This is a genomic window from Corynebacterium pseudogenitalium (assembly GCF_024453815.1).
GTDB classification, from domain to species: Bacteria; Actinomycetota; Actinomycetes; order Mycobacteriales; family Mycobacteriaceae; genus Corynebacterium; species Corynebacterium pseudogenitalium.
Genome location: NZ_CP072934.1, coordinates 1,083,235 through 1,108,387, shown reverse-complemented (window position 1 = coordinate 1,108,387; position 25,153 = coordinate 1,083,235). Strand labels below are relative to the sequence as shown.

Sequence of the window (25,153 nt, the reverse complement as noted above, 5' to 3'; positions counted from 1 at the left end):
AATGAACCAAAACAAACGCTTTGGCAAGGCGACGAGGGTCCTCAGCGCGTTCACGTTGATGATGGGCGTTGGTCTTCTCAGTGGCTGCGTTACCAACGTGGAAGGTGGCAACCCAGATGGCTGGGAGCCTATTGAGCCTGCTACCGTTCCTGAGATTGCGGCGATGGTGCCCGAGAATGTCTCGAGAGACGGCAAATTCTCAATTGGCGCCAACCCGCCATTCGCCCCTTTCGAGTTCAAAGACTCACAAGGTAATTTGATCGGGCTGGAGCTTGACCTCGGGCGCGCGCTTGCCTCAATCATGGGTCTCGAATTCGATCCACAGGAGATGGATTTTTCTATGATCCTACCTGCGGTTCAGGCAGGCAGCCTTGACGCTGGCATGTCTGGATTTACTGATAACGAAGAGCGCCGCAAAAGCTTTGAGTTCGTTAATTTCCTCTTCGCAGGAATCCAGTGGGCTCAACTCACCGGTACGCATGTGAACCCAGAGGATGCTTGTGGTCTCACAGTTGCGGTTCAGCGCACAACCGTTTCCGAGACCGATGACGTGCGTCCGAAGAATGATGCTTGTATTGAAGCAGGAAAACCACCCATCACCATCCTGTCGTTCGACACCTCTGACAACGCGGCGCTCGCGGCACTGGTTGGCCGTGCAGATGCCTTTAGTGCTGACTCCCCTGTCACGTCTTGGGCGGTCGAACGCTCCGACGGGAAGCTCGAGCTCGTGGGTGACATGTTCGACGCAGCACCATACGGAATCGCGGTGCCAAAAGACTCAGGTCTGAGCATTGCGCTTGCCCACGCAATGCAGCATCTCATCGACACTGGCGATTACGAGCGCATTTTGGCGCAGTGGAACGTACGAACTGGCCTGCTCGATACCGCGCTTATTAACGAACAGCCCCTTACAGAATGGAAGTAACAGACCATGACCACACCATCTACTAGCCAAAGTCGGCCTGCCAGAATTGAAGCGAAACCGTTACGGCACCCAGGACGGTGGGCGCTCGCGGTCCTGCTCGGCGTCCTCGTTGTCTGGTTTATTATTGGCGCAGCCAAGAATGAAGCGTATGGGTGGGACACATACGCGCAGTACCTCTTCGATACTCGAATCGCGGTAGCTGCTCTACACACCATTGCGATTACGGTCCTCGCGATGCTTATTGGCGTGGTCGGCGGTGTGCTCCTTGCCGTGATGCGTATGAGTCCCAACCCGGTGTTTCGCACCGTAAGCTGGGTTTTCCTCTGGATTTTCCGCGGTACCCCCGTGTACGTTCAGTTGATGTTCTGGGGCCTGATCGGAGCAATCTACGACTCCATCAATCTCGGGTTTACGCAAATCTCCCTCGATCCGTTCACCTCTTCCGCATTTGCTCTCGCCGTCGTTGGTCTGGGCCTCAATGAGGCCGCCTACATGGCGGAAATTGTCCGCTCGGGTGTCTCCGCTGTTCCAGAAGGACAGATTGAAGCGTCGAAGTCGCTGGGCATGAGCTGGTCCCAGACCATGACTAGGACAGTTCTTCCCCAAGCGATGCGCATTATCATTCCGCCGACAGGAAATGAATTTATCTCCTTGCTGAAGACGTCTTCGTTGGTTGTTGCGGTTCCTTACTCCCTGGAGCTGTACGGCCGCTCGATGGATATCGCTGCAGCGCTGTTCCAGCCGGTTCCGTTGCTGCTTGTGGCAGCAACGTGGTACTTGGTAATCACCTCCTTGCTGATGGTCGCGCAGCACTACCTGGAGCGCTACTTCGACCGGGGCGCAACCCGCCAGCTCACTGCCCGGCAGCTCGCTAGCTTGGCCGACGCCGAAGGCACAATTCCAAACAACGTCGAGATCATTGAAGCTCCAGAAAGGAACCAACGGTAACCATGGCTTCTCCTACATCTTCTTCCCCCGCCCAAACGCCAATGATCCAAGCGGTTGACGTATGGAAGTCCTTCGGCAGCTTGGAAGTACTCAAGGGCATCAACCTCGAAGTAGCTCCGGGTTCTGTTACCTGTTTGATCGGTCCTTCCGGTTCCGGCAAGTCCACATTCCTTCGCTGCGTTAACCATCTTGAGAAGGTCACTGCTGGTCGCCTGTACGTTGATGGTGATCTGATCGGGTACCGCGAAAAGAACGGCACGCTCTATGAGATGAGCGAGAAGGATGCCGCAGTCCAGCGCCGGGACATCGGGATGGTCTTTCAGAGCTTTAACTTGTTCGGGCACCGCACCGTGCTCGACAACATCATTGAAGCTCCGGTCCATGTCAAGGGCGAGTCGCCGGAGAAGGCAAAGGTCCGTGCGATGGAGCTTCTGCGCATGGTCGGTCTCGAATCGAAGGCGGACGCCTACCCGATCCAGCTTTCAGGTGGTCAGCAGCAGCGAGTCGCTATCGCTCGTTCGGTCGCGATGGATCCAAAGCTCATGCTTTTCGACGAGCCCACGTCCGCACTTGACCCGGAGCTTGTTGGTGAAGTGTTGCGGGTGATGAAGCAACTTGCGCAAGACGGTATGACGATGTTGGTGGTCACGCACGAGATGGCATTCGCGCGCGAGGTCGCAGATCACGTTGCATTCATGTCCGACGGTCAGATCGTCGAGTACGGCACCCCTGAACAGGTGCTCGACAACCCTCAAAAGGAACGCACGAAAGCCTTCCTTTCGACGATATTCTAGCTTGAGCGCCCAATCGGAGCCCGGTAGATCTTTTTGGCTGATCTTCCGGGCTTTTACTTTACTTCGCGCAGGCGTTCGTTCATCGCCTGCATAACCGCCGGAGGTACCAGTCCCCCGATATCGCCTCCGAAGCGGGCGACTTCCTTGCATAGCGAGGACGAAATGTAGCCGTACTTCTCGTCAGTGAGCAAGAAGAACGTCTCAACACCGGTGAGGCGGCGGTTCATCTGCGCCATTGGCAGCTCATACTCATAGTCAAGTGACGATCGCAAGCCTTTCACCAGGGCAGTAATGCCGTGTGCGCTGGTGTAGTCGACCAACAACCCACCCCAGCTGTCTACTTTCACGTCCGGCATGTCGGCGACGGCGGACTGGATCAAGGCGACTCGTTCCGCCACTGTAAACATTCCAGTTTTCTTGGTTGGGTTCCCAGTTACCAGAACGACTACTTCGTCGAAGTGGCGTCGAGCACGGTCTACGATATCCAGGTGCCCGTTCGTGAAGGGGTCGAACGACCCGGGGCACACCGCAACGTTACGGGCCGAAGCTAACGATTGGGCCATAACTCACTCCTCCTGAGCGTCTGAGGGGGCTGTATACACTGCCATATCGAACCGTGCGATCCCGTACAAGCGCTTCTTGAGTTTCTGTCCCGTAGGGGTAAACGCGGGCGGCCATGCGGTCTCGGGGCTTTCGCGGTGACGTTCGATGACGACCACGGCGCCGTCGACGAGTAGCTCCTGCAACGCAGTGACCATTTCGGCCACGGCTTCATCGGCAAGGTCATAGGGTGGATCGGCGAGCACCATTGAAAAGTGCTGCTTGGGAGCACGCGCCACATACGTGGAGACTTTCACGGGCTCGACACAGGTGTTCGGGTGCCCGACAACGCCCGCATTGTGCTCAATCACCGCGACCGCTTTCGGGTCGTCTTCCACAAGCACCACTTCCTCAGCGCCACGCGAGGCTGCCTCCAGCCCTAGTGCGCCGGATCCCGCAAAGAGGTCAAGGACGTGCTGCCCAGGGAACCCAAAGCGGACCTGCAGAGAGGAAAAGAGGCCCTCTCGCGCGCGGTCCGACGTTGGCCGTGTCCCCTCCGGTGGAACTTTAATCTTGCGCCCACGGGCTTCACCAGAAATGATGCGATTCATGGTACTCACTCTAGCTTTAGCTCTTTTCTAGGTACACAAAGTCCTCATCTTGGAGGTGTGCACTGAGCGCCCGTGCCTTCTCAAGGTCTTCTTCGACAAAGCGGGCCGCATCGCGGTACGCACTGGTAACGATCTCGTAGTCCTCAATCAAGTCGATCAATTTAAACGTGCGACGGATACCTGACTGCTCTGTTCCGAGCACGTCACCCTCACGGCGGTGGCGCAAGTCTAGATCGGCAAGAGCAAAGCCATCGCTCGTCTGAGCAACCTCCCAGACCCGCTGAAAGGCATCACTGCCTTCTTCTGCCTGTGTATGGAAAAGACACAGAGATTGATTGCCGCCTCGCCCGACTCGGCCTCGCAGCTGGTGCAGCTGTGAAACGCCAAAGCTTTCTGATTCCCGTACCATCATGACAGTCGCGTTCGGCACGTCTACGCCAACTTCGATGACGGTCGTAGCTACCAAGATGTCAATGCCACCCGCTGCAAAATCGGACATCACAGCGTCTTTTTCCTCAGCACGCATCTTGCCGTGCAGTACGGCTACTTGCAGGCTTGGGAACTCGGTAGCGCGCAACCACTCGGCAGTCTCAAGGACACCACCCTCGCCGTCAATACGCGGGCACACAATGTAGACCTGGTGGCCAGCCGCGACATCTTCTCGCATCTTCTCCCACGCACGTGCAATCCACGTCGGCTTGAACTCCGGAACAACTGAGGACTGAATAGGCTTCCTTCCGCCTGGCAGCTCGTTGAGCACCGAGACCTCGAGATCACCAAAGACGGTCATTGCGATTGTGCGCGGGATCGGCGTCGCTGTCATGACAAGTAAGTGCGGAGTCTGCGCCCCCGACTTAGCGCGAAGTCGGTCGCGCTGCTCCACGCCAAAACGATGCTGCTCGTCGACAATGACGAAGCCAAGGTTAAAGAACTCCACGCTGTCTTGAATCAGCGCGTGGGTGCCCACGACTATGTCCGCCTCACCCGAGACAATCTTGAGGAGGGCATCTTGCTTCAGTGCCGTCGGCATGGAGCCTGTGAGTGGCACCACAGTCGTGTGCAGCCCGGCGCGCATGAGTGTCTCTGTAAGCGATCGTGCGTGTTGCTGCGCGAGCACCTCGGTAGGTGCGAGCAGGGCTGCTTGAGCACCGTTATCAACCGCTTGGAGCATGCTGATCAGTGCGACGATAGTTTTGCCGGAGCCGACCTCTCCTTGGAGGAGGCGGCTCATTGGGTGGGCGTGAGTCAGGTCGGTGGAGATTTCCTGGATGACGCGTTGTTGCCCGCCAGTGAGTGGGAATGGGAGTTGTGTAATGAGTCGGGATTGTTCGCCGTTTGGTTGTTTGGGAAGGGCTGGAGCGTTGTGGTTGTTTGCGTCGGTGCGTCGCACGCTCATGGCGAGTGCGACGGTCATGGCTTCGTCGTATTTGAGGCGTCGGCGGGCGGGTTCGGGTCCTTCGGTGTCAGGTTGGTGAATGGTGCGGATGGCGCTGTCGCGGGCGATGTATCCGTCAGGGCTTGCGCCGAGTGGTTCGGGGACTGTGGGGAGGCTTTGCAGGATGGTGTGGACGGCTCCCATGATGGTCCAGGTGCTGACCTGTTTTGTTGCCGGGTAGATTGGGAGCCATTCGCGTCCGGAGAGGATTGCTTCGAGGTCGCCGAAGTGTTGGAGTTGTCGTAGTGCTCCGGTGGCTTGGGTGGGGCCGTCGAGTAGTACGAAGTCTGGGTGTTGGAACTGGATTTCGTTGCGGTACGTGCTGATTTTGCCGGTCATCATGACGCGGGTGTGTTCTTTGAGCACTCGCATGGCGTAGTTGGAGCCGAAGAATGTTGCGGTGAAGGTGTTGGTGCCGTCGTAGACGTGGGTTCGGTAGATGGGTCGGTTGGGGTGTTTTCTGTTGGGGATGCGTTGGGTAGCGGTGATTTCGCCGACGATGCTGAGTGTATCGCCTTCATTGATGGTGGCAAGGTCGGTCGCGGTGCCGTAGTGGAGGTATCGGCGTGGGTAGTGCTCGAGGAGCTCGCCGCAGGTGCTGTATCCAAGGTGTTTGGTGATTGCCTTGGCTTGTTTCAAGGGGATGACGAGGTTGAGCGGCCTGGGGTCGATGTTTCCTAGCACTTCCTATTCGACTCCGATCTCGGCGACGGCACCGAGCCCGTCTGCGGGGAAAACGATGACGTCGACGTCGAGTTTGTCGTCGAGTGCCGCGAGGTCTTCGGCGCGCAGTGATGCGGTATCGAAGAGTACGGTGACTTGTTCCCCACCGGGCTCGAGGAGGCGCTTGCAGGTCTTTTCGACGGCGGCTATCGCGTCGTCAGCGATCAGGAGTGTTTCGCCGTGTGCCATGGCGATGATGTCGCCCTTCGAGACTGCCCCTCCTTGCACGAGCCCGGCTTTAGGGGCGCGCTGGAGGACAGCGGTTCGCATTTCTCCGGCGGCCTCCGACATGGTGAAAGCTGCCGTCGCGAGTGGTTGGGCTGGGTCATGAACGGCGAGCGCCGCGATACCGGAAACAAGCCGCACGGTAGGAAGCAGGGTGATGCTTTGTTCGAAGGCGTGGGTTGCTTTCTCCACTGCGGCGAGGCTTCGCTGATCAAGCAGTCCGTTCGGCAGCAAAATAACTTCGCGAGCTTCGGTTTTGTGGACGGCGGCGAGGATGTCCGCGACAATATTCTCGCCCGGCGCGACTGTTACCGCACCTGCCTGCGCGTAGAGATCAGTAAGTGATCCGGGAGGCGTCACTGCGACAACCAGTCTTGTGGGAGTTTGCGTGACAGGTTCGTCCGGGAGCACTTCGAGATGCAGTTGTGTCACGGTACCGCGGGCGAACGCGCGCTCAATCACTGCGCCGGCCTCGGTGGAGTGAATGTGGACTTTGCCGCTGTGCTCGTTATTGCGAGCGATCACAAGACAGTCGCCCATGGTGCTCAGTTCGCCCTCAAGGACATCCATGTCGCCTTCGAAGAAGAACATGACTTCCAGGTTTGCCTTGCCACTTGCGTGTGAGATCACGTGAGAGGTTCCGTGTGTGGCAGGCTGCGCTACCTCGTAGGGTTGGCCGTCGAGTTCGTATACAAGTGATTCCAGGAGGATAACGAGGCCGGTGCCTCCTGCGTCGACGACGCCCGCTTCCCGTAACGCTTCCAGCTGTGACGGGGTACGTGCGAGTGCAGTTTGCGCAGCGTCGGCGGCAGCCTGTGCGATGCTCAACGCGGGTGCTTCTCCCCCTGTTTCCTGCAGCGCTTGCGATGCCGCAGTCGACGCTGCCCGCAGCACCGTGATCACGGTGCCCTCTACCGGCTCGGCAATTGCGCGGTCAACAAACTGCACTGCTTGGGCAAGCGCGTTCGCGATGAACTGCCCGCTTCGAGTATCTTCATCGGCGGTTTGCGCGACGCCTCGGATGACCTGGGACAGCACAACACCCGAGTTGCCACGCGCGCCGCGAATGGCGCCAACGGCAAGCGCTTCGGCTACTTCCTGCATCGACTGAGCATCAGATCTTTTCGACGCCTCTTCGACAGCCGCCGCCATCGTCTGCGCCATGTTGGAACCAGTGTCCGCGTCCGGGACGGGAAACACATTGAGCTGGTTGATCTCGTGTCGGCGACGTTCGAGTTCTGCCGCTGCCCGACGAGCCCAGGACAGGAGCCGTGGTCCATCGAGTGCAGTTGCTGTTTCCATGGTCAGACAGTCTACAGTGCCCAGTCGACAGGTGAGGCACCCTGTGCAATGAGCGCCTGATTTGCCCGACTGAATGGCCGCGACCCGAAAAATCCCCGGCGCGCCGACAGCGGCGACGGATGTGGGGACTCAATCGTTGGCGTACTCCCGAGGAACTGTTTCGCCGTTTGTGCGTCTCTGCCCCACAGGATCGCAACCAACGGAGTATTACGCTGAGCGAGCTTTGCGATTGCGTGTGCGGTCACTGCTTCCCAGCCCTTCCCGCGGTGTGACGCCGGCGCGCCGGGCCGGACTGTGAGTACTCTGTTGAGCAGCATGACTCCGTTTCGCTGCCAGGAGGTCAAGTCCCCGTCGGCTCGTGGGGGGATACCGAGGTCATCGTTGAGCTCCTGGTAGATGTTTACCAACGATCGGGGCGGTTTCACGCCTGGCTGCGTCGAGAATGAGAGACCCATGGGGTGGCCGGGCGTCGGGTACGGATCTTGGCCCAAGATGAGCACACGGACATCTTCAAATGGGGTCGAAAACGCACGGAGAATGTCTTTTCCGGCAGGCAGGTACGCGGGTTCACCGCGGAGAAAGTCTCCCATCGCGTGGATGGCAGGTTCTACTTCCGCCAGCGGTTCCTGCCAGGAAGGGTGGACGGGTAAGTTCATGAAAAAGGCTCCCATTCATGGCGCGCGGTGTGTGCGACGCCGTCGATTTCCACGCCGACTTTGCGTGTGACCGTACCGATCGAACGATACCCCACGGGTGCGTCCCCATCGATCGTGCCCAGCAATGTGTGGTCTTCTCCCCCGTTGAGTACCCAGTCCCATGGGTCGACGCCTAGGAACTCACCGGCTTCTCGCAGCTGATCACTTGGGGCTACAGCGGCGCGCGAGATGTTAATCCCCACGTTCGAGGCCCGGGCTATCACGCCCAGATCGTGCAGTAGCCCGTCGGAGTTGTCTGTCATGGCTGTAGCCCCTGCTGCTCGTGCAACAACCCCGCGCCCAGGAGTCAGTTGCGGGCAACGGTGCGCATGTACGATATCCGCAAGCCGTTCCGGGATTTCCCGTCCGGACTCCAGTAGTGCAAAGCCTGCAGCAGAATAGCCGATTTTCCCGTGCGCTATCACTCGCTGCCCCGGACGCGCTTGGCTCAAGCGCAGTGGCGGCAAACTGCCTCCTAACGAACCAATCGCGGTAATCGCGATCGTCAGTTGGTTCCCACTCGTGATGTCCCCGCCGACGAGTTCGCTCGAGTATCGCTCCAATTCGAGATGGATCCCTCGTGCAAGCTCACTCACGACGGCGAGCGGGGTGTCCGGAGGCGCCGAGAGCGCGAGTAGCGCGGCAACGGGGCGAGCACCCATCGCCTCGATGTCGGCGAAGTTTTGCACGATGGCTTTGCGCCCCAACAAAGCAGGGGTGGTCGTCGAAAAGCGAAAGTGCTGTCCCTCCACAAGCATGTCCGTTGTTACGACTGCGCGGCTATTCGGCGTGTGCGATTCGAGCACTGCTGCGTCATCACCATTGAGCGGCGATGGCGATGCACCAACGATGGCGTCAATCGTTGCTTGTTCTCCCACCTCCCGGAGCGTCGGGCCGTGCGTGGGAAAGCCGACGTTACTCACCAAAGTGCGCCTTTCAGTAGACTTGTACGCCATGAATGATTCCACTGGCGCGTTGCATGATTCACAGATTAACCGTACAGCGGTCTACATCAGTTTGGGCCTCGCAGTGGCGCTTGTTCTGGGCGTCATTGTGGGTGCTCGGTATTTTTTCCAGCAGGTGGCACTGCAGCCTGTGGCGATGACTGAGCTGCCTTCCCCCGAGGCTGATTCACCCGAGTGCGCTGCGCTCGTGGACAGCCTTCCTGAAAAGGTGCTTGGGCACAAGCGTGCGGAGCTCGCCGCCCCGGCTCCGGCAGGTGCTGCCGCGTGGCAGTCGTCTTCATCTCGACGCGTCACGCTGCGCTGCGGCGTGGAAATGCCCCTGCAGTACACCGAGTACACCCCGGTGTCCTCCCACAATGGTGCAGAGTGGATCAGAATTGACGACGCCACCCCAGGCTCAAGCATGGTCACGTGGTTTAGCGCGGACCGTTGGCCGGTAGTCGCCGTGACTACCGACGCGGAGGGACTCGGCAGGGCAGATACGCCAGTGGACGAGATTAACGTGAGTGCGCTGCCGCAGCGCGATCTTCCCCGCAACCCGGCGCCGCTCTCTGAGCTGCAGCCAGCGACGCATTCAACGGACGGGAGTGGAGCAAACGCATGCGGCGGATTGCTTGCTGCGCTTCCTGAATCGCTCGTCGAAGGCTATAAACGGCTTCCTGAGAACAAAGTGGCTTCGCCGCAAACTGCAGTCTGGACGCAGCTTGGCCACGAACCGATTGTGCTGCGTTGTGGTGTGAACGACCCGGAGCACTACGAGGCCGGAGCGACCTTGCAACAGATCAACGGGATTCCTTGGTTTGAGGACACCATCACTGCAACTGGTACCACCTCGTCGACGTGGTACGCGCTCGGGCGAGAGGTCAACGTTGCGGCCTTTGTGCCCTCAGGTGAGGGCAATGAGGTCATCACCACGCTGACCGAGCTCGTCGAGAAGCACGTCCCCGAACGCAAGTCTTAGTCCGTTGCGCCGTCGGCTGCCCGCAGCGCAGTGCGGACCAGAGTGTCGAGCAGTTTCGGGTAGTCGATGCCGCTTGCGTTCCACACCTGTGGGTACATCGAAATTGCGGTGAACCCCGGCATGGTGTTGATCTCGTTGAGCACAGGACCCTTGTCGGTGACGAAGAAGTCCACGCGTGCCAATCCCTTACAGTTCAGTGCATTGAATGCACGGACTGCTTGGTCCTGCAGGGTAGCTATCAAAGAGGCGTCGTAAGGCGCGGGGATTGTTGCTGTAACTCCCTCTTCCATGTACTTCGTTTCGAAGCCATAGAAGCCTTCTGCGGAGGCATCAGTTCCATTGAGTTTGGCCGGCACGGAAGCCTCGATGCGGCCATCGGGAAACTCCAGAACTCCAACCTCGACTTCGTCGCCGACCTGCTCCGATTCGACGATCACTTTCGAATCACACTCGTACGCTTGATGCAGTGCGGCATCGAAGTCTTCCCACGTGGTTACCTTGGACACACCAATCGACGATCCACCGTTGGCGGGCTTGACGAACACTGGAAGGCCTAGGCGCTGCTTATCCTCATCGAGCAGCAGTTCACCTCCGCGGAGAATCACTTCCGGAGTCACTGTAATTCCGGCAAGTGCCACGAGCTTCTTCGTGTACTCCTTGTCCATGCCACTCGCGGACGCCAAGACGCCTGGCCCCACGTACGGGATTCCCGAAAGCTCGAACATGCCTTGGATTGTGCCGTCTTCACCAAACTGCCCGTGCAGGACCGGGAAAACAACGTCGACCTGCGCGACGGTCTCGCCGGTGGCGACATCAGTAAACTCACCGCGGCGCGAAGGGTTGATGCTCAACGCGATCTCTGCCCCACCACGAACTTCGGGAAGCGCCTCTCCGCCAACGGGGTCGATTTCCCCGCGCACCCACGTACCATCCCGGCGAATACCTACCGGAAACACCTCGTACACCTCGGGGTCGAGGTGGGCCATGATGGAGCCGGCAGAAATACAAGAAATTGAATGCTCGGTGGAACGACCACCGTAGACTACTGCAATACGAATCACAGCTGACACATTACCTGGTGTCTACTCCGACTTTTTCGACCGACCCATCAACGCAGCAATCGTTTCTTCCACCGTCACACCCTGGTGACACACGGCGAAAACGGCTTGTGTCAGCGGCATGTCCACGCCGTGGCGCTCGGCGAGCTGATAAATGCTGCGTGAGGAAATAACCCCCTCGGCAACCTGGCCCTTCGTCGCAGCCTTCGCTTCTTCAATCGTGGCACCCTTCCCCAGCGCAGAACCGAAAGTTCGGTTACGAGACAGCGGCGAAGAGCACGTGGCAACCAAGTCCCCCATGCCCGCCAGGCCTGCGAACGTCCGGGCGTCAGCACCCAACTCCTGGCCTAGACGCGTACTTTCAGCCAAGCCACGGGTAATAAGCGTTGCCAGCGTGTTCTCCCCTAGCCCCTGGCCAGAAGCCATGCCACAGGCGAGCGCGATGACGTTCTTCGTCGCACCTCCGATCTCACAGCCGACAACATCAGTGTTCGTATACGGGCGCAGGTACGACGTCGCACACGCAGCCTGCACGAGCTTCGCACGGTTGATGTCACTGCAGGCGATGACGGTGGCCGCCGGCTGTTCCTCAGCAATCTCGCGGGAAAGGTTTGGCCCGCTGAGTACCGCGATTCGGTTCTCCTCTGCGCCGGTAACCTCAGCGATGATCTCCGACATTCGCATGTATGTGCCGGTCTCAATACCTTTCGAAATGGACAACAGCGTGGTGTCAGTACGCAGCAGCGGGGCCCACACTTCCAGGTTCTGGCGCATGGTTTGGCTCGGCACAGCAAAAATAGCGATATCGGCAGCCTGCAGTGCCGCTTCCGCGTCAGACGTTGCGAAGACCCCGTCCGGCAGCGCAATCCCCGGCAGGTAATCGGGGTTCTCCCGAGTCTCCTGCATGGTCTTCGCCAGCTCGTCCCGGCGTGCCCACAGCTGCACCATGTTGCCGGCATCGGCAAACACTTTGGCCAAGGTTGTCCCCCAGGAACCTGCACCCATTACCGCTACGTTTACCACTTGTGCCACCGCCATTCCTGTCTGCATGAACCGTTTCACGCTAGCACTTTTCTACCGCCAATATCCACAATCAGCCCGCTGACCTGTCGCTGCAGCGAAAACCTGCAAAGTGCGTAAAGATAGAAAGTATGTCACGTTCAACGAAGCTCCACGAACAACACAAAGACCAATTCGGAGAAATGTTCATTACCGGACGCCACCAAGAAGTCCCCCGCCATCCGCGTCGAGAGTTCAAGAAGACAACACTCGCCGCGGGTGCCGTGCTGTGGCGTGGCGATCTGGAGCATCCGGATTCTATAGAAGTCGCTTGTATCCACCGCCCACACTACGACGACTGGTCGCTCGCCAAAGGCAAGGTGGATCCAGGCGAGTTCCTCGTTACCACCGCCGTTCGCGAAATCCAGGAGGAAACTGGCTACGAAGTCCGGCTGGGAAAGCTGATTGGTAAAACCGTGTATCCAGTCAAGAACACGACGAAGGTTGTGTACTACTGGACCGGCAAGGTAGTCGGCGGCGAGTTCACCCCTAACAATGAGGTCGACGAGATTCGCTGGCTCAAGATCGACGATGCGACGCAGGTGATGAGCTACGAGCTCGACAGGCAAGTATTGCTAAAAGCTGCGAAGCGCTTCGCCACCCCTGCTGACACCCGAATTCTGTACGTGCGCCACGCACGTGCGAACTACAAGGAGGCCTGGAAGCACGACGATAGTCGTCGGCCGCTCGATAAGAAGGGCAAGCGCCAGGCGAAGGCGCTTGTGCCGCTGCTGCAGGCGTTCGCTCCTGAGTCTCTCTATTCTGCCGAGCCGTTGCGTTGCGAGCAGACACTGATCCCACTTGCGAAGGCACTCGGTAAAGACATCACGATCGACGCCACCTTCGGTGAAATCGCGTGGCAGGAGAACCAGGTAGCCGCCCGCGCAGATTTTGACGCGCTCATCAAACGCGGTGGCACACACGTTGTGTGCTCGCAGGGCGGGGTCATCCCTGAGATGATTGCTGCGCTTTCGGCCGACGGGCGTCTGCCGATCGATTCGCCGATCCTGGCGAAGAAGGCGTCGGTATGGGTACTGTCCTTTAACGATGGGCAACTCATCGGCGCCGACTACATGCCATCTCCACTACCGGTGCTCTAAGGACACTTCGCCTAGAAAAAGAAAGGACTGCCCAGTTGCAGCCAGTTACCCAAGAACGAATCGAAGCGGCACTCGATGCGCTTGAATTGCAGTATTTCCGCAGTTCCGAGGACGGCCTCACCCGCACCGCGTTTCCGTCGATCATGTGCTTCTTTGAAGTCAAGGACATCGGATTCAAGATCACCAGCCAGTGGCTTGGAACCGCGAAGATGAATGCAGATAAGAGCAATCTTCGTCTCAGCATCAATGAGTTGAACCGCTCACTGCCCCTCGTTCGTGCACATCCGATTCAGCGCGAGGACGGTGCTCTGGTTGCGCTATTTGAGGCACCGTTTTTCTCCTCCGACGGTTTCAGCGACGAGCAGCTGCAGTCAATGCTGCAGTTTTACTTCTCCATCATGCACTACGCGGTGGAAGCGCTCGACGAAAACTTCGCGCATCTCAAAGACAAGCACCCGTACAAGCAGGAGAAGGAACAGTAAAATGCAACAGCTACAGCCGTTAAGTCTTGATCGTCTTCGCAAATTGTTTGACGAGCGAGGTTGGGAGTACCGGGAGCCTACGCAGTACAACTCTCTCATTACAGCATTTTCCGGTATCGGCTTTGAGATGAAGCTGGTCGATACAAGTCTGCATTTCGTCTCTACTGTCTCAATCGATGCTGTCGACGCAAGTCGTTTCGACGAAGTGCTCACGTGGTGCGAGGACTACAACAACGCCCACGCATTCCCATCGCTCGTCGTAATGAAAGACGAGAAGCGCGATGTCTCCGCTCTGGGCGTTGCGTATGTCATGCCGGGCTATTGGGAGTACAGCGACCAGCAGTTCGCGGACCACGTCTCCTCCGCTATCCACGGCATCACGACGTCAGTCCGCGACTTCTTGTCGACGTTCGCACCTTCGGCTCTCGAACGTCTCGGCACCCCTGCTACCGAGGAGAAGTAGCGGGGTAAAACGGGCGACGCTGCTGTTCGTACCCCTCGATGGCTTGCTCGTTTCGCAGCGTCAGCCCGATATCGTCGAGGCCTTCGCTCAGGCGCCAACGCGTGTAGTCGTCGACGTCGAACGAGTAGGTACTCTCCCCGACTGTGACGGTGCGGTCCGGTAGTGAAACAGTAGCGACAGTGCCTGGTGCCTGCTCGAGCTGCTTCCAGATCAGTTCGATGTCAGACTCCGACATGATGCCAGCTAGAAGGCCCGCTTTGCCCGCGTTGCCTCGGAAGATATCAGCAAACCGTGGGCTAAATACCGCCCGGAACCCGTAGTCCTGCAGAGCCCACACCGCGTGTTCGCGGGAGGAGCCAGTGCCGAAGTCAGGGCCGGCGAACAGTACCGACCCTTCCTTGTATGCCTCGTTGTTCAGCACAAAGTCAGGTTCATTGTTGCGCCAGTTTGAAAACAGGCCATCTTCGAATCCGGTACGGGTCACCCGCTTGAGGTAGCGGGCGGGAATAATCTGGTCGGTGTCCACATTTGACCGCGTCAACGGAACTGCGACGCCACTGTGGGTTGTGAATTTTTCCATGATCGTGTTCAGCTCCTGACTACTGTGCGTTGGCGGTGGAAGTGATGTCTGCGGGTGCGGCGAGGTGACCGAGTACTGCTGTAGCTGCCGCAACTTCGGGCGAAACTAGGTGTGTGCGACCACCAGGTCCTTGGCGGCCTTCGAAGTTTCGGTTGGACGTCGAAGCGCTGCGCTCTCCAGGTGCAAGCTGGTCGGGGTTCATACCCAGACACATCGAGCAACCTGCGGTGCGCCACTCAGCGCCGAACTCCTCAAAGATTGTGTGCAGGCCTTCTTCTTCCGCCTGCTGCTTGACCTTGGCAGAGGACGGCACGACCAGCATGCGGGTCCCCTCCGCGATTTTTTGGCCGCGCACAACCTCTGCAGCGGCGCGCAAGTCTTCGATGCGCGCGTTCGTGCACGATCCCAGAAAGACCGTATCAATCTTGATGTCACGCAACGGCGTGCCAGGGGTCAACCCCATGTACTGCAATGCCTTTTCCGCGGCCTGCTTCGCACTGTCGTCTCCGAAGTCCTCAGGATCAGGAACAGAGGCGCTCAGCGGCAAGCCCTGGCCAGGATTGGTACCCCAGGTGACGAACGGGGTAAGCGTCGAGGCGTCGATCTCGACGACGGTGTCGAACTTCGCGCCGGGGTCAGTTGGCAGCGTCTTCCAGTACGCCACTGCGTCGTCCCAGTCCTTCCCCTTCGGCGCGTACGGACGTCCCTTAACGTACTCAAATGTCGTCTCATCGGGTGCCACCATGCCGGCACGGGCGCCTGCCTCGATGGACATGTTGCAGATGGTCATGCGCGCTTCCATTGAAAGTTTCCGAATGGCTTCGCCACGGTATTCAATGATGTGCCCTTGGCCACCGCCAGTACCAATCTTGGCGATGATTGCCAGGATCAAATCTTTCGCACTCACACCAGGTTGCAGCGTTCCACTGACCTCAATCGCCATCGTCTTGAACGGTGCCAGCGGCAGCGTCTGGGTCGCCATGACGTGCTCTACCTCAGAGGTGCCGATACCCATGGCGATCGAACCGAACGCACCGTGCGTCGACGTATGCGAGTCGCCGCACACGATCGTCATGCCCGGCTGGCTAATGCCCAGCTGCGGACCAACGGTGTGGACGATGCCCTGTTCCTCATCACCCATTTCGTGCAGCACAACGCCGAACTCTTCACAGTTCTTTCGCAGCGTCGAGACCTGGGTGCGCGAGGTCGGGTCGCTAATTTCTGTCAGCTCGCCAGAAACGATGCCCGTGGTTGGCACGTTGTGATCTTCGGTAGCAAGGTGCAGCTCTGGGTGGCGCATGCGGCGCCCGTTGAGGCGCAAACCATCAAATGCCTGCGGTGACGTCACCTCGTGCAGGAGTTGAAAATCGATGTAGAGAAGATCAGGCTGACCGTTCTCTCCACGGGTGACCACGTGATCACGCCACACTTTTTCCGCCAGCGTTAATGGCTTTTGGCCCATCTTGCTCCTCCTCAACAGTCGCAACCACCTCCCACCGAGTGAGATGGTAGAATCCATGACGTGAGACAGTATAGCGAAGACTCTGGAATTAAAGTGCTCGATCGCTCGATTTCCATCGTACGAGCGGTCGCAGGCGGCGACAAAACCCTCGCCGAGCTCAGCGAAGCAACCGGACTGCCCCGAGCGACGACTCACCGAATAGCCACTGCACTGGAAGTGCATAACGTCCTAGCAAGGACAGAGGACGGACAATGGACGATCGGCCGCGCACTCTCCCACTTTTCAGGGCACTCCTCCCCCCGTTTGCTCTCTGCCGCCGCACCAATCATGCGCAACCTCGTTGAAGTCACTGGCGAGTCCGTGCAGCTCTACAAGCTCAGCGGAGACACTCGCACCTGCATCGCGGCAGAAAAGCCCGAGAGCGGCCTCACCTACACAGTTCCCGTGGGCTCGCAGCTCTCACTCACCGCAGGCTCAGCTGCCCGTGTGTTCGCCGCCCACTCACTTATCGACGCCTCGCCGTTTCCCTCGCAAGACCTCGAGGCGATCCGTGAAACCGGACTCGCTGAGTCAATCGCAGAGCGTGAAGTTGGGCTGGCGAGCCTGTCTGCGCCCATCACCAACCCAGACGGATCAGTCATCGCTGTCCTTTCCGTTTCCGGGCCGGCCGAGCGGCTCACCCCCACCCCAATCGAAAAGTGGGGCCCCGAGCTGCATGAGGCTGCTCAGGAGCTCACCGAGGCCCTGCGGTAACCCTTGATTGCTGGCGGCGCTGCCCGCCAGCAACAAGTCCAGCACGCTTCGCTCTCACCGTTCTCATTCCGAGATACACCCAGGCGGCCACAGCACACCCCGACAGAACCGCCGGCAACGGTTGGTGCAGCAACGTATTCGACGTCGTGGCCGCTGCAAACGCTGCGAGGTTGAGCCACACGTCATACACAGGGGCGATGAACTGGTGGTTCAACACATGCAGGGCTGCGATGATCAGCCCGCACGCGAACGTGATGGAGAGCAACACTGTAATCAGCACGTGACCAGGGTACTCTCCGCCACCGTGTGGTTAACTCGTTGCATCCAAGGTCAGCTCGCGACCGTTCATGTCCTGAACAGGGCGTGCGTTCTTCCCAATAGTCGATTCGAATGCTTGCAGCTGCTCAGTCGAAGCCGTCACCGGCTGCGTCATCACGATCCAACGAACGTTTTCAGTGCAAGGTGGCGTCGTCAAAGAGCCTGCATACGTGATGTACTCATGTGATGCTGGAAGAGCATCCGAAATGTTGACTTCCTCTTGGGAAATGTGCGAGGAATCTACGGTGTCTGGAGCGTTATCGAGCAAATACTGCACTAGCTCGTTCGGTGCACCTTCCTCAAGCAGAATTCCGAGGACTGTAATGTCACCTGCCGCATTCTTGTGTACAAAGTGGATCTCGCCAGGAAGCTGCTTACCGTCGACCTCGTGCTCTGCAGGAGTGTGCATGTGCAGCTGCGCGAGCTCCAGATCTTCACCGTCGAGAGTTACCTTCTGCGTTGTCGACGGCGTGTACTGCAACGTGTGTCCGTTATTCAGAACTTCACCCGTGCTGGCAGCATATGCAAACTCTATGTCTGCCAAGTCTTCAGGGGTAGCATCACGCAGGTTAATCGGGCTCTGCTCCTTGCCTGCCCCACAGGTCTCGAATTCAGCAGAAAGCTCTCCCCAATGCTCTGGGGAACCATCGCCCTCGTACCCCCAGTGCGCTTCACTGGCCGGGGCGGCCTCTGACGATGTGGATGGTGCGCTCGTGCCAGCTTGCGAGCAGCCGCCCAGCAGCAGTGCGCTAGCAGCCACCGCTGCAAGCGCCGCAGAATGAGCTTTTCTCATGATATGTTCACGTTCCTTTCATCTTGGAGTTTGGTCCTCCGATGGTACGCGAACTGCGCAGCCTGTAAACTACATGCCTTTGAAGCACAAAAAGAAAGGCAGCCAGTGCTTGCACTGACTGCCTTTGTACCCCGTACGGGATTTGAACCCGTGTTACCGCCGTGAGAGGGCGACGTCCTAGGCCGCTAGACGAACGGGGCGCGCTCGCTTTTTGCGACTCGTTAACAATAAACGTCGCCCTATGAACTCTCCAAATCTGCAGGCCACGCGCCACTTTCCCGCAACGCGCCCTCGATGGTTGGCCATGACGCTCGCAGCATATGCTCAAACACTCCCCACGTATGGGTTCCCTCAACGATTTCATGCCACGTCACGTTGAGCCCTTGCTGCTGCGCTGTCTCAGCGAAGTACTTCGAGCATGCATACGAAGTTGCTTCGATTACCATGGGCGCTCCGAGCCTCTTTGACGATGCCTCCTCGTCAATCGCGCCGGGCACGCCCTGTGCGGCCCCCAGCCATAGCGTGGTCCCGCGTAGTCGCTCCAGGTTAAGAATTGGCGAGTGCCGCCACCACGCCCTGTTCGACGACGTCCCCCACATGTTGACCGGGTTCCCCTTGTTCATCGTCACCCCTGACGATGTGTAGATACCGCCGAGCACGCCGGTGGTCGCCGGGCAGCCCGAGTAGGATGCGGCCGCCACGAACCGATCCGGAGCATTCACGGCGATGTCCAGCGCAGGGCCACCAGACATCGAGATGCCGGCGATGGCGTCGTGCCCGTTGCCGTGGAACTGGGCGTCGATAAGTGGCGGTAACTCACGAGTCATGTAGGTGAGCCACTTGTTCATACCTGTAGCCGGGTCCTCTCGATACCAGTCGGCCTGCATTGAAGACACTGACCCCTTCGGTGTCACCACATTGACGAGCTTGCCAGCGAAGAACGCTTGGTACTCTGAGGAATTCGCCCAGCTGTAGCCGCCCGCAGCGCCATCTGCCCCCATCATGAGGTAAAACGTTGGTCGAGGCGCGGTGCCACTCGGCAGCAGCACATCATTCGTCACCTCTCGCTGCATCGACGGCGACCACACCGTGAGTTCCCACAAGTCCCCTTCAACTTGGCGCATAGACCGCAGCTCAGCGGGCGGCGCATCATGCGCTGGAAACGTTGCTGATGCATCTCCTCTCGACGAACCAGTGGAGCTTCCCGGATACAGCTGGTACATCGATGACCCCAGCTCTCCCCTGCCTAACGCAACCAACACCGCTGCGGGGATGGCGAGCAATGGCACTGCGGAACTCAGGCTGAGAACCGCCAACACCACGCTTGCGGCATCAAGCACGCTCGACCCTGACCGCGAAGGCTCGCCTGTAAAGATGGACGACAACGGATTGTTCTGGGCTGAACTGGCCTCCGCTTCAGCTGGCGGTACCTGCGCCTGGGCAAGCATCACTACCACCGAGACTGCTAGGACACAGCGTTTTCGTACAGGGATCGGCATAGAGAAACTGTACCAACCATACTGACGGACCGACCAAGGTAAACAAAGCAAAACAGCCAGTGCAACGCACTGGCTGTTACTTGTACCCCGTACGGGATTTGAACCCGTGTTACCGCCGTGAGAGGGCGACGTCCTAGGCCGCTAGACGAACGGGGCATTAGGACACAGAACCAAAGTTCTGTAGCTGGCCTACCTGGACTCGAACCAAGAATGACGGTACCAGAAACCGTTGTGTTGCCAATTACACCATAGGCCATTGTTTTTCTTCACTCACAAGACTAAACTGTTTCTTTCGTTTTGCCTTGCTCGCTCTGAACAACGATGACTACTATAACCATAAAGCCCAATACGACACAAATCGCCTGGTCATAATAGAAAAAGAGGTATCGCAAACCATGCGATACCTCTTCGACTTCGCCAATGCTCGTTAGGCCCGTTAAGCCTCCGGCGCAGTGTACGGAGTAACCTCACGCGCAGCGCGCAAGCGCGCCATCGTGGACTGCTTACCCAGCAGCTCCATCGACTCGAAGAGTGGTGGAGAAACCTGCTCCCCGGAGATTCCAACACGGAGCGCACCGAACGCAACGCGTGGCTTCAACTCCAGTTCTTCGATCAGCGCGGTGTGCAGAGCCTTCTCAATGGACTCAGTAGTCCAGTCATCTTCAGCAATGGCGTCGAGTGCCGCAATGCCGGCGTCGAGAGGCTGGACAGCAGTGTCCTTGAGGTTCTTCTTCGCCGCTTTCTCGTTGAGGACAAGATCTGCATCCGGAGTAACAAGGAACTTCAGCAGTCCATACGCATCTGACAGGACCTTGATACGGGTCTGAACCAACTCGGCGGCGAGTGCGAACTTGTCAGCCGGGTAGTCGACTGGGAAGTCGGTGAACTCGGTCAGGTAATCACGCAGGCGCTGTTCGAAGTCCTTTGGCTCAAGCAAGCGGATGTGGTCAGCGTTGATCGCCTCTAGCTTCTTCTGGTCGAAGCGCGCAGGGTTACCAAGCACATCAGAAACATCGAACGCCTCGACAAGCTGATCAACGCTGAAGATGTCTTCATCAGAAGACAGCGACCAGCCCAGCAGCGCGAGGTAATTGATCATGCCCTCCGGGATGATGCCGTTGTCGCGGTGATTAAACAGGTTCGATTCCGGATCGCGCTTGGAAAGCTTCTTATTGCCCTGCCCCATCACGAACGGCAGATGCGCAAACTCAGGAGTGAACTCAGCGACGCCGATACGCTGGAGCGCCTCATACAGAGCAAGCTGGCGCGGAGTCGAGGAAAGCAAGTCTTCGCCACGCAGGACGTGCGTGACCTGCATCAGCGCGTCATCAACTGGGTTGACCAGCGTGTACAGCGGCGCACCGTTCGAACGTGCAACAACGTAGTCTGGCTGCGTCTGCGACTTGAACGTCACTTCGCCACGCACCAAGTCGTTCCAGGTCCAGTCCTTGTCCGGCATGCGCAGACGCCAAACTGGCTTGCGGCCTTCAGCCTCGTATGCAGCGATCTGTTCTTCGGTCAGGTCGCGGTCGAAGTTGTCGTAGCCAAGCTGGGGGTCCCGCCCTGCCGCCTTGTGCCGCGCCTGAACCTCCTCGTTCGTGGAGTACGCCGGGTAGACCTCCCCGGCTTCGATCAGCTTGTCCAGGACTTCCTTGTAGATATCCATTCGCTGCGACTGGCGGTAAGGCTCGTGTGGGCCGCCTACCAAAACGCCTTCATCCCAATCCAGGCCCAGCCACTTCAAGGAGTCGATGATTGCCTGGTAGGACTCTTCCGAGTCACGTGCGGCGTCGGTATCTTCAATGCGGAAAATCAGGGTGCCGCCACTGTGTCGTGCCTGTGCCCAGTTGAACAAGGCCGTACGCACCATACCGACATGGGGCGTACCTGTTGGAGACGGACAAAATCGGACACGCATCTTTGCTGGTTTATTCATGTGCTTTATCGTAGCGCCCCTGCCCCATCAAGGCGCATATGGCAGGCCCTTAGTACGGGCTACGGGACTGCGCCTAGTAAAATATGACCACATGTGTTCAGCCCGCCCCACCACTGCGCCCGACTTCCTGCTTTCCCGAAGCACCGGTTCAGTGCGCACGCAAGGTGCCAATCAAACGTTCTCAGACGCATGGAAAGCTATCGACGCCCTCGAGTCCGGCGACGTCGAGATGGTGGTAGGCGCTCTCCCATTCGATAAAGACACGCCCGCGGCGCTGACAGTGCCCGAATCCATAGTCCGGGAATCTGGCACGCTCGAGCCTCATCCTTACTATCGAGTCGGCCCAGGCTCAAAGCTGCACGCGTCGCTTATCGACGTCGATCCCACCCCGGAAGAACACCTGCGCCGGGTTGAAGCAGCGGTCTCCACGATCCAGGGGTCCATGTTGGACAAGGTGGTCCTTGCTCGTGCAGTGGACATCGCATTCGATCCACCCGTCGATCCTCGCCTGGTCGCCGCGCGCCTGATTGACCTTTCTTATACCCGCGACGGGTTCATCGCAGACCTCACACCGAGCGGGCGTGTCGGCCACTTCTTCGTGGGCTCATCACCTGAGGTTTTGGTGCGCCGCAAAGGCAATATCGTGAGTTCGTATCCGCTAGCAGGATCAGCTGCCCGTGTCCCACACGACCCTGCGGCTGATGAGGCGAATGGTCAGGCACTCTTTGCTTCCGCCAAGGATCGCGACGAGCACGCGTACGTGGTCGAGCACATCCGCGAGATTCTGGCGCCACTGTGTTCCCAACTCGACATTCCAGACGGACCACAACTGGATAAGACTTCAGAAATGTGGCATCTTGCCACCCCAATCCGCGGCGTTCTGAAAGACCCTGCGCCAACAGCGCTCGACCTTGCGCTTCGCCTCTACCCCACCCCAGCTGTTTGCGGTACCCCGCAAGCCGCGGCGGAGGCGCTCATCACCACCGCAGAGACCGACCGAGGGTTCTATGCTGGCACCGTCGGCTATACCGACAAGAGCGGCGATGGCGAATACATGGTTGCGATCCGCTGCGCGGAGGTCAACGCCGCGGGCACTCAGGCTCGCGCCTGGGCTGGCGGCGGGCTCGTCGCAGATTCCGTCCCGCAAGATGAGCTCGACGAGACCACAGCCAAACTGCGCACCATCATGCGTGCGCTCGGCCTTTAGCCCCAACTAGGCGCGCGCCACCGGGTTAGTCAGCGAGCCGATACCTGGGATCTCAATCTCAATCACGTCGCCCGGGACCATTTCCGCGGTCCCCGCAGGTGAGCCAGTTGCGATGACATCGCCCGGAAGCAACGTGAATGACTCGCTGACCCACTCGACGATTTCGCCGATCGACTTAATCATCTGGTCCGAGTTGGAATCCTGCTTTGTCGCAGTCTCCCCCTCATGTGTGAGGTGCGCCTTGATCGGCAGCGAATCAAAATTGAAGCGCTCAAGATCTGTCTCAATCCATGGCCCTAGCGGAGCGAAGGTATCCATGCCCTTCGCGCGTGCCCACTGCCCATCGGAGAACTGGAGATCACGCGAGCTGACGTCGTTAATAATGGTGACACCACGCACTACCGACTTCCACTGGTCCGCTTTCACGTTCTTACACGGCACGCCGATGACGAGTGCAAGCTCTCCCTCGAACTCAACGCGGGTAGCGAACTTGGGGATGCGAATTAGCGCGCCGGGACCGACAACTGCTGTCGGCGGTTTGATGAAAATCGTCGGCGGCAAATCATCCGCGGTCTGTTGAAAGACTTCCTTGACGTGGTCCGCGTAGTTGCGGCCGACTGCCACAATTTTCGACGGCAACGTCGGTGCAAGCAGCCTCACCTCTTCAAGCTTCCACTCTTTGCCGGTGAACTCAGGGTCGGTGAATGGCGTACCAGCAATAGCACGCGCGGTCGTCGCCGCTTCATCAATGACAGCGAAGGTCATGCCTTCGGGTGTAGCAATTCGTCCAAAACGCATAGGGACGAGCATACAACCCCGAAGGCTGCTCGCACTTTATTGGTAGCTCACGAACCACGGCCGAGGTTGGACGTCGTTGTATGTCTGCTCCGGGCTAAAGGTTGGGGTGTCCTCGTCGATAAAGTTCTTCCACGCCATGAAGTAATCAGGACTCAAACCTTGACGCAGGACGTTCCAGGTATCAAACTTCTGCTCCGGCACGCCGTGGCCGTCCGCATGGAGCACCCACGCCAATTCCGGCTGGTCAGTGCGGATATTTTCACGATCCGGGTACATGTCCAGCCTGAACTGGTGCAGGATGAGCATCTTTTGTGGCAGTTTGTGCTCTCGAACGAGGGCCGCAAGCCAATCAGCAACAGCATTAATCTCGCCCGAGGTTGCCGACCCGATACGCGACAATGGCTGCTCGCCGGGATTCAGCTTCCACTCGGCATCGAGGGCCAACCCCACGTTCGGCCGAAGCAGGAGCTCTTCGTAGAGTCGAGCCTGGTGAAGGAAATCACCCTGACCGGGCTGGAGGTCGAGCACCGCGTAGCCACCAGCCTCAGTGATCGCATCGATGTACGGTACGAGGTCCTCGATCGCTGTCTCGTTGGAGTAGTCGCCGTCAGGGCCGGGAGATTGCGAAGCCACCGTGACAATAATCTCGAACGCAGGGATCACCGGCTGCCCGTCCAACGGTTGGTACTGTTGCGCATACGATGTTGCTAGCTGCGCCGCTTCAGCCGGAGGCTGCTCCCCCATAACGCCGAGTGCTGGGCCCGACGGGTGCCCGTACAGCGCAATCATGCGCCGTCCGGGAAAGACAAGACCGCCACCTCCAGGTAATTCACCGTGGGTCGCGAGCGTGATCTTGTCCCGGTACATTTCGGTGTTGCCCCATTGCAGTCCAAGGGCGAGCGTGTCTTGCTCCAACACTGTGCGCATAGCGTCTGAGGTGATACGTGGATCCGGGAACTGCAAGACTTCGAGTTCCGCACCTGCTGCACGCGCGGACACGGCGGCTCCAAGCGACGTCTCCTCCGTCACCAGGACCGGTGGCAGTGTGAGTGCCCCAGGTTGCTGTGGCTGCGTAGCCGCAACTGTGGCGATATCACGCTCAGGGTTGTCGCTTTGCAGCGGCTCCACGCCCGCTTCCTCTGATGGCGTGATGACTTCGGTGGCGCCTAGACGTTGAATCTCTACATCAACAGTCTCGTCTGTACCTGGCCAACGCACTAACAAAGGGATGCCACGTTCCAGGGCGATTGCCGCACCAAGCAGTTGCGACTCCCGCTCCTTACCCGCGACAACCACAGCGTCCGACGCTGGATACAACCGCTTCGAAACTTCCGCGCCGGTACCGTCTGGGTCTTGAATAACCTCGGCACCGGACATCTCCAAGGCTTGCGCGCCCTGCGCTCCTTTTTCGGCGTCGCCAGTTGCGCACGCACTCAAGCTTGCCGTTGCGACACCGAGCGCAACGATGACGCTGCCAACACGATGCCGGGTCGAAGCCATCTTCAATGTCTCCCGCCTTTC

At 58.8% G+C, this 25,153-nt stretch carries 25 protein-coding genes and 3 tRNA genes; 9 read left to right on the top strand and 19 right to left on the bottom strand.

Going from position 1 to position 25,153, the window contains the following annotated elements; translation table 11 throughout:
* Positions 1-58 precede the first annotated feature (58 nt).
* The 3 genes from KBP54_RS05325 to KBP54_RS05315 are packed head-to-tail and all read left to right on the top strand — an operon-like array spanning position 59 to position 2,667.
* Complete coding sequence (locus KBP54_RS05325) at positions 59-925, top strand: ABC transporter substrate-binding protein (protein ID WP_070363531.1); 867 nt, start codon at positions 59-61, stop codon at positions 923-925.
* Positions 926-931: 6 nt separating this feature from the next.
* Positions 932-1,873, top strand: coding sequence for an amino acid ABC transporter permease (locus tag KBP54_RS05320; RefSeq protein ID WP_070362549.1), 942 nt, complete (start codon positions 932-934; stop codon positions 1,871-1,873).
* Between the two features lie 2 nt (positions 1,874-1,875).
* Positions 1,876-2,667, top strand: coding sequence for an amino acid ABC transporter ATP-binding protein (locus KBP54_RS05315; protein ID WP_070362550.1), 792 nt, complete (start codon positions 1,876-1,878; stop codon positions 2,665-2,667).
* 53 nt (positions 2,668-2,720) lie between these two features.
* Here KBP54_RS05315 and coaD read toward each other — a convergent pair whose 3' ends face one another.
* The 6 genes from coaD to KBP54_RS05285 are packed head-to-tail and all read right to left on the bottom strand — an operon-like array spanning position 2,721 to position 9,121.
* Complete coding sequence (coaD, locus tag KBP54_RS05310) at positions 2,721-3,230, bottom strand: pantetheine-phosphate adenylyltransferase (RefSeq protein WP_070362551.1); 510 nt, start codon at positions 3,228-3,230, stop codon at positions 2,721-2,723.
* Between the two features lie 3 nt (positions 3,231-3,233).
* A complete protein-coding gene (locus tag KBP54_RS05305) occupies positions 3,234-3,818 on the bottom strand; it encodes an RsmD family RNA methyltransferase (RefSeq protein WP_070362552.1) in 585 nt (194 codons plus the stop codon).
* 16 nt (positions 3,819-3,834) lie between these two features.
* Positions 3,835-5,937, bottom strand: a complete 2,103-nt coding sequence (locus KBP54_RS05300; RefSeq protein WP_256001090.1) for an ATP-dependent DNA helicase RecG — start codon at positions 5,935-5,937, stop codon at positions 3,835-3,837.
* Between the two features lie 3 nt (positions 5,938-5,940).
* Positions 5,941-7,503 (bottom strand): DAK2 domain-containing protein, encoded by a 1,563-nt coding sequence (locus tag KBP54_RS05295; protein WP_256006549.1) that lies wholly within the window; start codon positions 7,501-7,503, stop codon positions 5,941-5,943.
* Between the two features lie 11 nt (positions 7,504-7,514).
* Positions 7,515-8,159: a uracil-DNA glycosylase gene (locus KBP54_RS05290; RefSeq protein WP_070362555.1), complete on the bottom strand. Its 645-nt coding sequence runs from the start codon at positions 8,157-8,159 to the stop codon at positions 7,515-7,517.
* Positions 8,156-9,121, bottom strand: coding sequence for a thiamine-phosphate kinase (locus KBP54_RS05285; RefSeq protein WP_252931524.1), 966 nt, complete (start codon positions 9,119-9,121; stop codon positions 8,156-8,158). The genes KBP54_RS05290 and KBP54_RS05285 overlap by 4 nt, the downstream gene beginning before the upstream one ends.
* Positions 9,122-9,152: 31 nt before the next feature.
* Here KBP54_RS05285 and KBP54_RS05280 point away from each other — a divergent pair, with 31 nt between their 5' ends.
* Entirely contained in the window at positions 9,153-10,124 is a 972-nt protein-coding gene (locus KBP54_RS05280) for a DUF3515 domain-containing protein (RefSeq protein ID WP_256006547.1), read from the top strand.
* Here the strand turns inward: KBP54_RS05280 and KBP54_RS05275 are convergent.
* Both KBP54_RS05275 and KBP54_RS05270 read right to left on the bottom strand, forming a co-directional pair.
* Entirely contained in the window at positions 10,121-11,185 is a 1,065-nt protein-coding gene (locus KBP54_RS05275; protein WP_370296005.1) for a D-alanine--D-alanine ligase family protein, read from the bottom strand. The two genes, KBP54_RS05280 and KBP54_RS05275, sit on opposite strands and share 4 nt — an antisense overlap.
* A 21-nt stretch (positions 11,186-11,206) precedes the next feature.
* The gene (locus KBP54_RS05270; protein ID WP_176754843.1) at positions 11,207-12,220 is read right to left on the bottom strand and encodes an NAD(P)H-dependent glycerol-3-phosphate dehydrogenase; all 1,014 of its coding nucleotides are present in this window, start codon (positions 12,218-12,220) and stop codon (positions 11,207-11,209) included.
* Positions 12,221-12,333: 113 nt separating this feature from the next.
* Between KBP54_RS05270 and KBP54_RS05265 the strand changes: the two genes are divergently transcribed.
* From KBP54_RS05265 to KBP54_RS05255, 3 genes are read left to right on the top strand one after another with little or no spacing between them, the layout of a single operon-like run.
* The gene (locus tag KBP54_RS05265; RefSeq protein WP_256006544.1) at positions 12,334-13,341 is read left to right on the top strand and encodes an NUDIX hydrolase; all 1,008 of its coding nucleotides are present in this window, start codon (positions 12,334-12,336) and stop codon (positions 13,339-13,341) included.
* 35 nt (positions 13,342-13,376) lie between these two features.
* Positions 13,377-13,823, top strand: coding sequence for a YbjN domain-containing protein (locus tag KBP54_RS05260; RefSeq protein ID WP_070976395.1), 447 nt, complete (start codon positions 13,377-13,379; stop codon positions 13,821-13,823).
* A gap of 1 nt (position 13,824) precedes the next feature.
* Positions 13,825-14,286, top strand: a complete 462-nt coding sequence (locus KBP54_RS05255) for a hypothetical protein (protein WP_256006542.1) — start codon at positions 13,825-13,827, stop codon at positions 14,284-14,286.
* Here the strand turns inward: KBP54_RS05255 and leuD are convergent.
* The gene (gene leuD, locus KBP54_RS05250; protein WP_256006540.1) at positions 14,270-14,866 is read right to left on the bottom strand and encodes a 3-isopropylmalate dehydratase small subunit; all 597 of its coding nucleotides are present in this window, start codon (positions 14,864-14,866) and stop codon (positions 14,270-14,272) included. The genes KBP54_RS05255 and leuD overlap by 17 nt on opposite strands.
* A 19-nt stretch (positions 14,867-14,885) precedes the next feature.
* A complete protein-coding gene (gene leuC, locus KBP54_RS05245) occupies positions 14,886-16,328 on the bottom strand; it encodes a 3-isopropylmalate dehydratase large subunit (protein WP_256006538.1) in 1,443 nt (480 codons plus the stop codon).
* 60 nt (positions 16,329-16,388) lie between these two features.
* Here leuC and KBP54_RS05240 point away from each other — a divergent pair, with 60 nt between their 5' ends.
* The gene (locus KBP54_RS05240; RefSeq protein ID WP_176754842.1) at positions 16,389-17,081 is read left to right on the top strand and encodes an IclR family transcriptional regulator; all 693 of its coding nucleotides are present in this window, start codon (positions 16,389-16,391) and stop codon (positions 17,079-17,081) included.
* Here KBP54_RS05240 and KBP54_RS05235 read toward each other — a convergent pair.
* The 7 genes from KBP54_RS05235 to gltX all read right to left on the bottom strand — a co-directional run bounded on the left by KBP54_RS05235 (position 17,062) and on the right by gltX (position 21,627).
* Positions 17,062-17,361, bottom strand: a complete 300-nt coding sequence (locus KBP54_RS05235; protein WP_070362564.1) for a hypothetical protein — start codon at positions 17,359-17,361, stop codon at positions 17,062-17,064. The two genes, KBP54_RS05240 and KBP54_RS05235, sit on opposite strands and share 20 nt — an antisense overlap.
* 30 nt (positions 17,362-17,391) lie before the next feature.
* Positions 17,392-18,192: a carbonic anhydrase gene (locus KBP54_RS05230; RefSeq protein WP_256006537.1), complete on the bottom strand. Its 801-nt coding sequence runs from the start codon at positions 18,190-18,192 to the stop codon at positions 17,392-17,394.
* A 127-nt stretch (positions 18,193-18,319) separates the two neighbouring features.
* A tRNA-Glu gene (locus KBP54_RS05225) sits at positions 18,320-18,392 on the bottom strand.
* A gap of 39 nt (positions 18,393-18,431) precedes the next feature.
* Positions 18,432-19,691 carry an alpha/beta hydrolase gene (locus KBP54_RS05220; protein WP_256006535.1) on the bottom strand — a complete coding sequence of 420 codons (1,260 nt, stop codon included), beginning with the start codon at positions 19,689-19,691 and terminating at the stop codon, positions 18,432-18,434.
* Positions 19,692-19,774: 83 nt separating this feature from the next.
* A tRNA-Glu gene (locus KBP54_RS05215) sits at positions 19,775-19,847 on the bottom strand.
* A gap of 28 nt (positions 19,848-19,875) precedes the next feature.
* Positions 19,876-19,947 (bottom strand) — tRNA-Gln (locus KBP54_RS05210).
* Positions 19,948-20,127: 180 nt separating this feature from the next.
* Positions 20,128-21,627 (bottom strand): glutamate--tRNA ligase, encoded by a 1,500-nt coding sequence (gene gltX, locus KBP54_RS05205; protein WP_256006533.1) that lies wholly within the window; start codon positions 21,625-21,627, stop codon positions 20,128-20,130.
* Positions 21,628-21,718: 91 nt separating this feature from the next.
* On the opposite strand from gltX, the gene KBP54_RS05200 reads away from it, so the two are divergent.
* Positions 21,719-22,834 carry an isochorismate synthase gene (locus tag KBP54_RS05200; protein ID WP_070362569.1) on the top strand — a complete coding sequence of 372 codons (1,116 nt, stop codon included), beginning with the start codon at positions 21,719-21,721 and terminating at the stop codon, positions 22,832-22,834.
* Between the two features lie 6 nt (positions 22,835-22,840).
* Here KBP54_RS05200 and KBP54_RS05195 read toward each other — a convergent pair whose 3' ends face one another.
* Both KBP54_RS05195 and KBP54_RS05190 read right to left on the bottom strand, forming a co-directional pair.
* The gene (locus tag KBP54_RS05195; protein WP_084028657.1) at positions 22,841-23,632 is read right to left on the bottom strand and encodes a fumarylacetoacetate hydrolase family protein; all 792 of its coding nucleotides are present in this window, start codon (positions 23,630-23,632) and stop codon (positions 22,841-22,843) included.
* A gap of 36 nt (positions 23,633-23,668) precedes the next feature.
* Positions 23,669-25,132 carry a cell wall-binding repeat-containing protein gene (locus KBP54_RS05190; protein ID WP_256006530.1) on the bottom strand — a complete coding sequence of 488 codons (1,464 nt, stop codon included), beginning with the start codon at positions 25,130-25,132 and terminating at the stop codon, positions 23,669-23,671.
* Positions 25,133-25,153 lie beyond the last annotated feature (21 nt).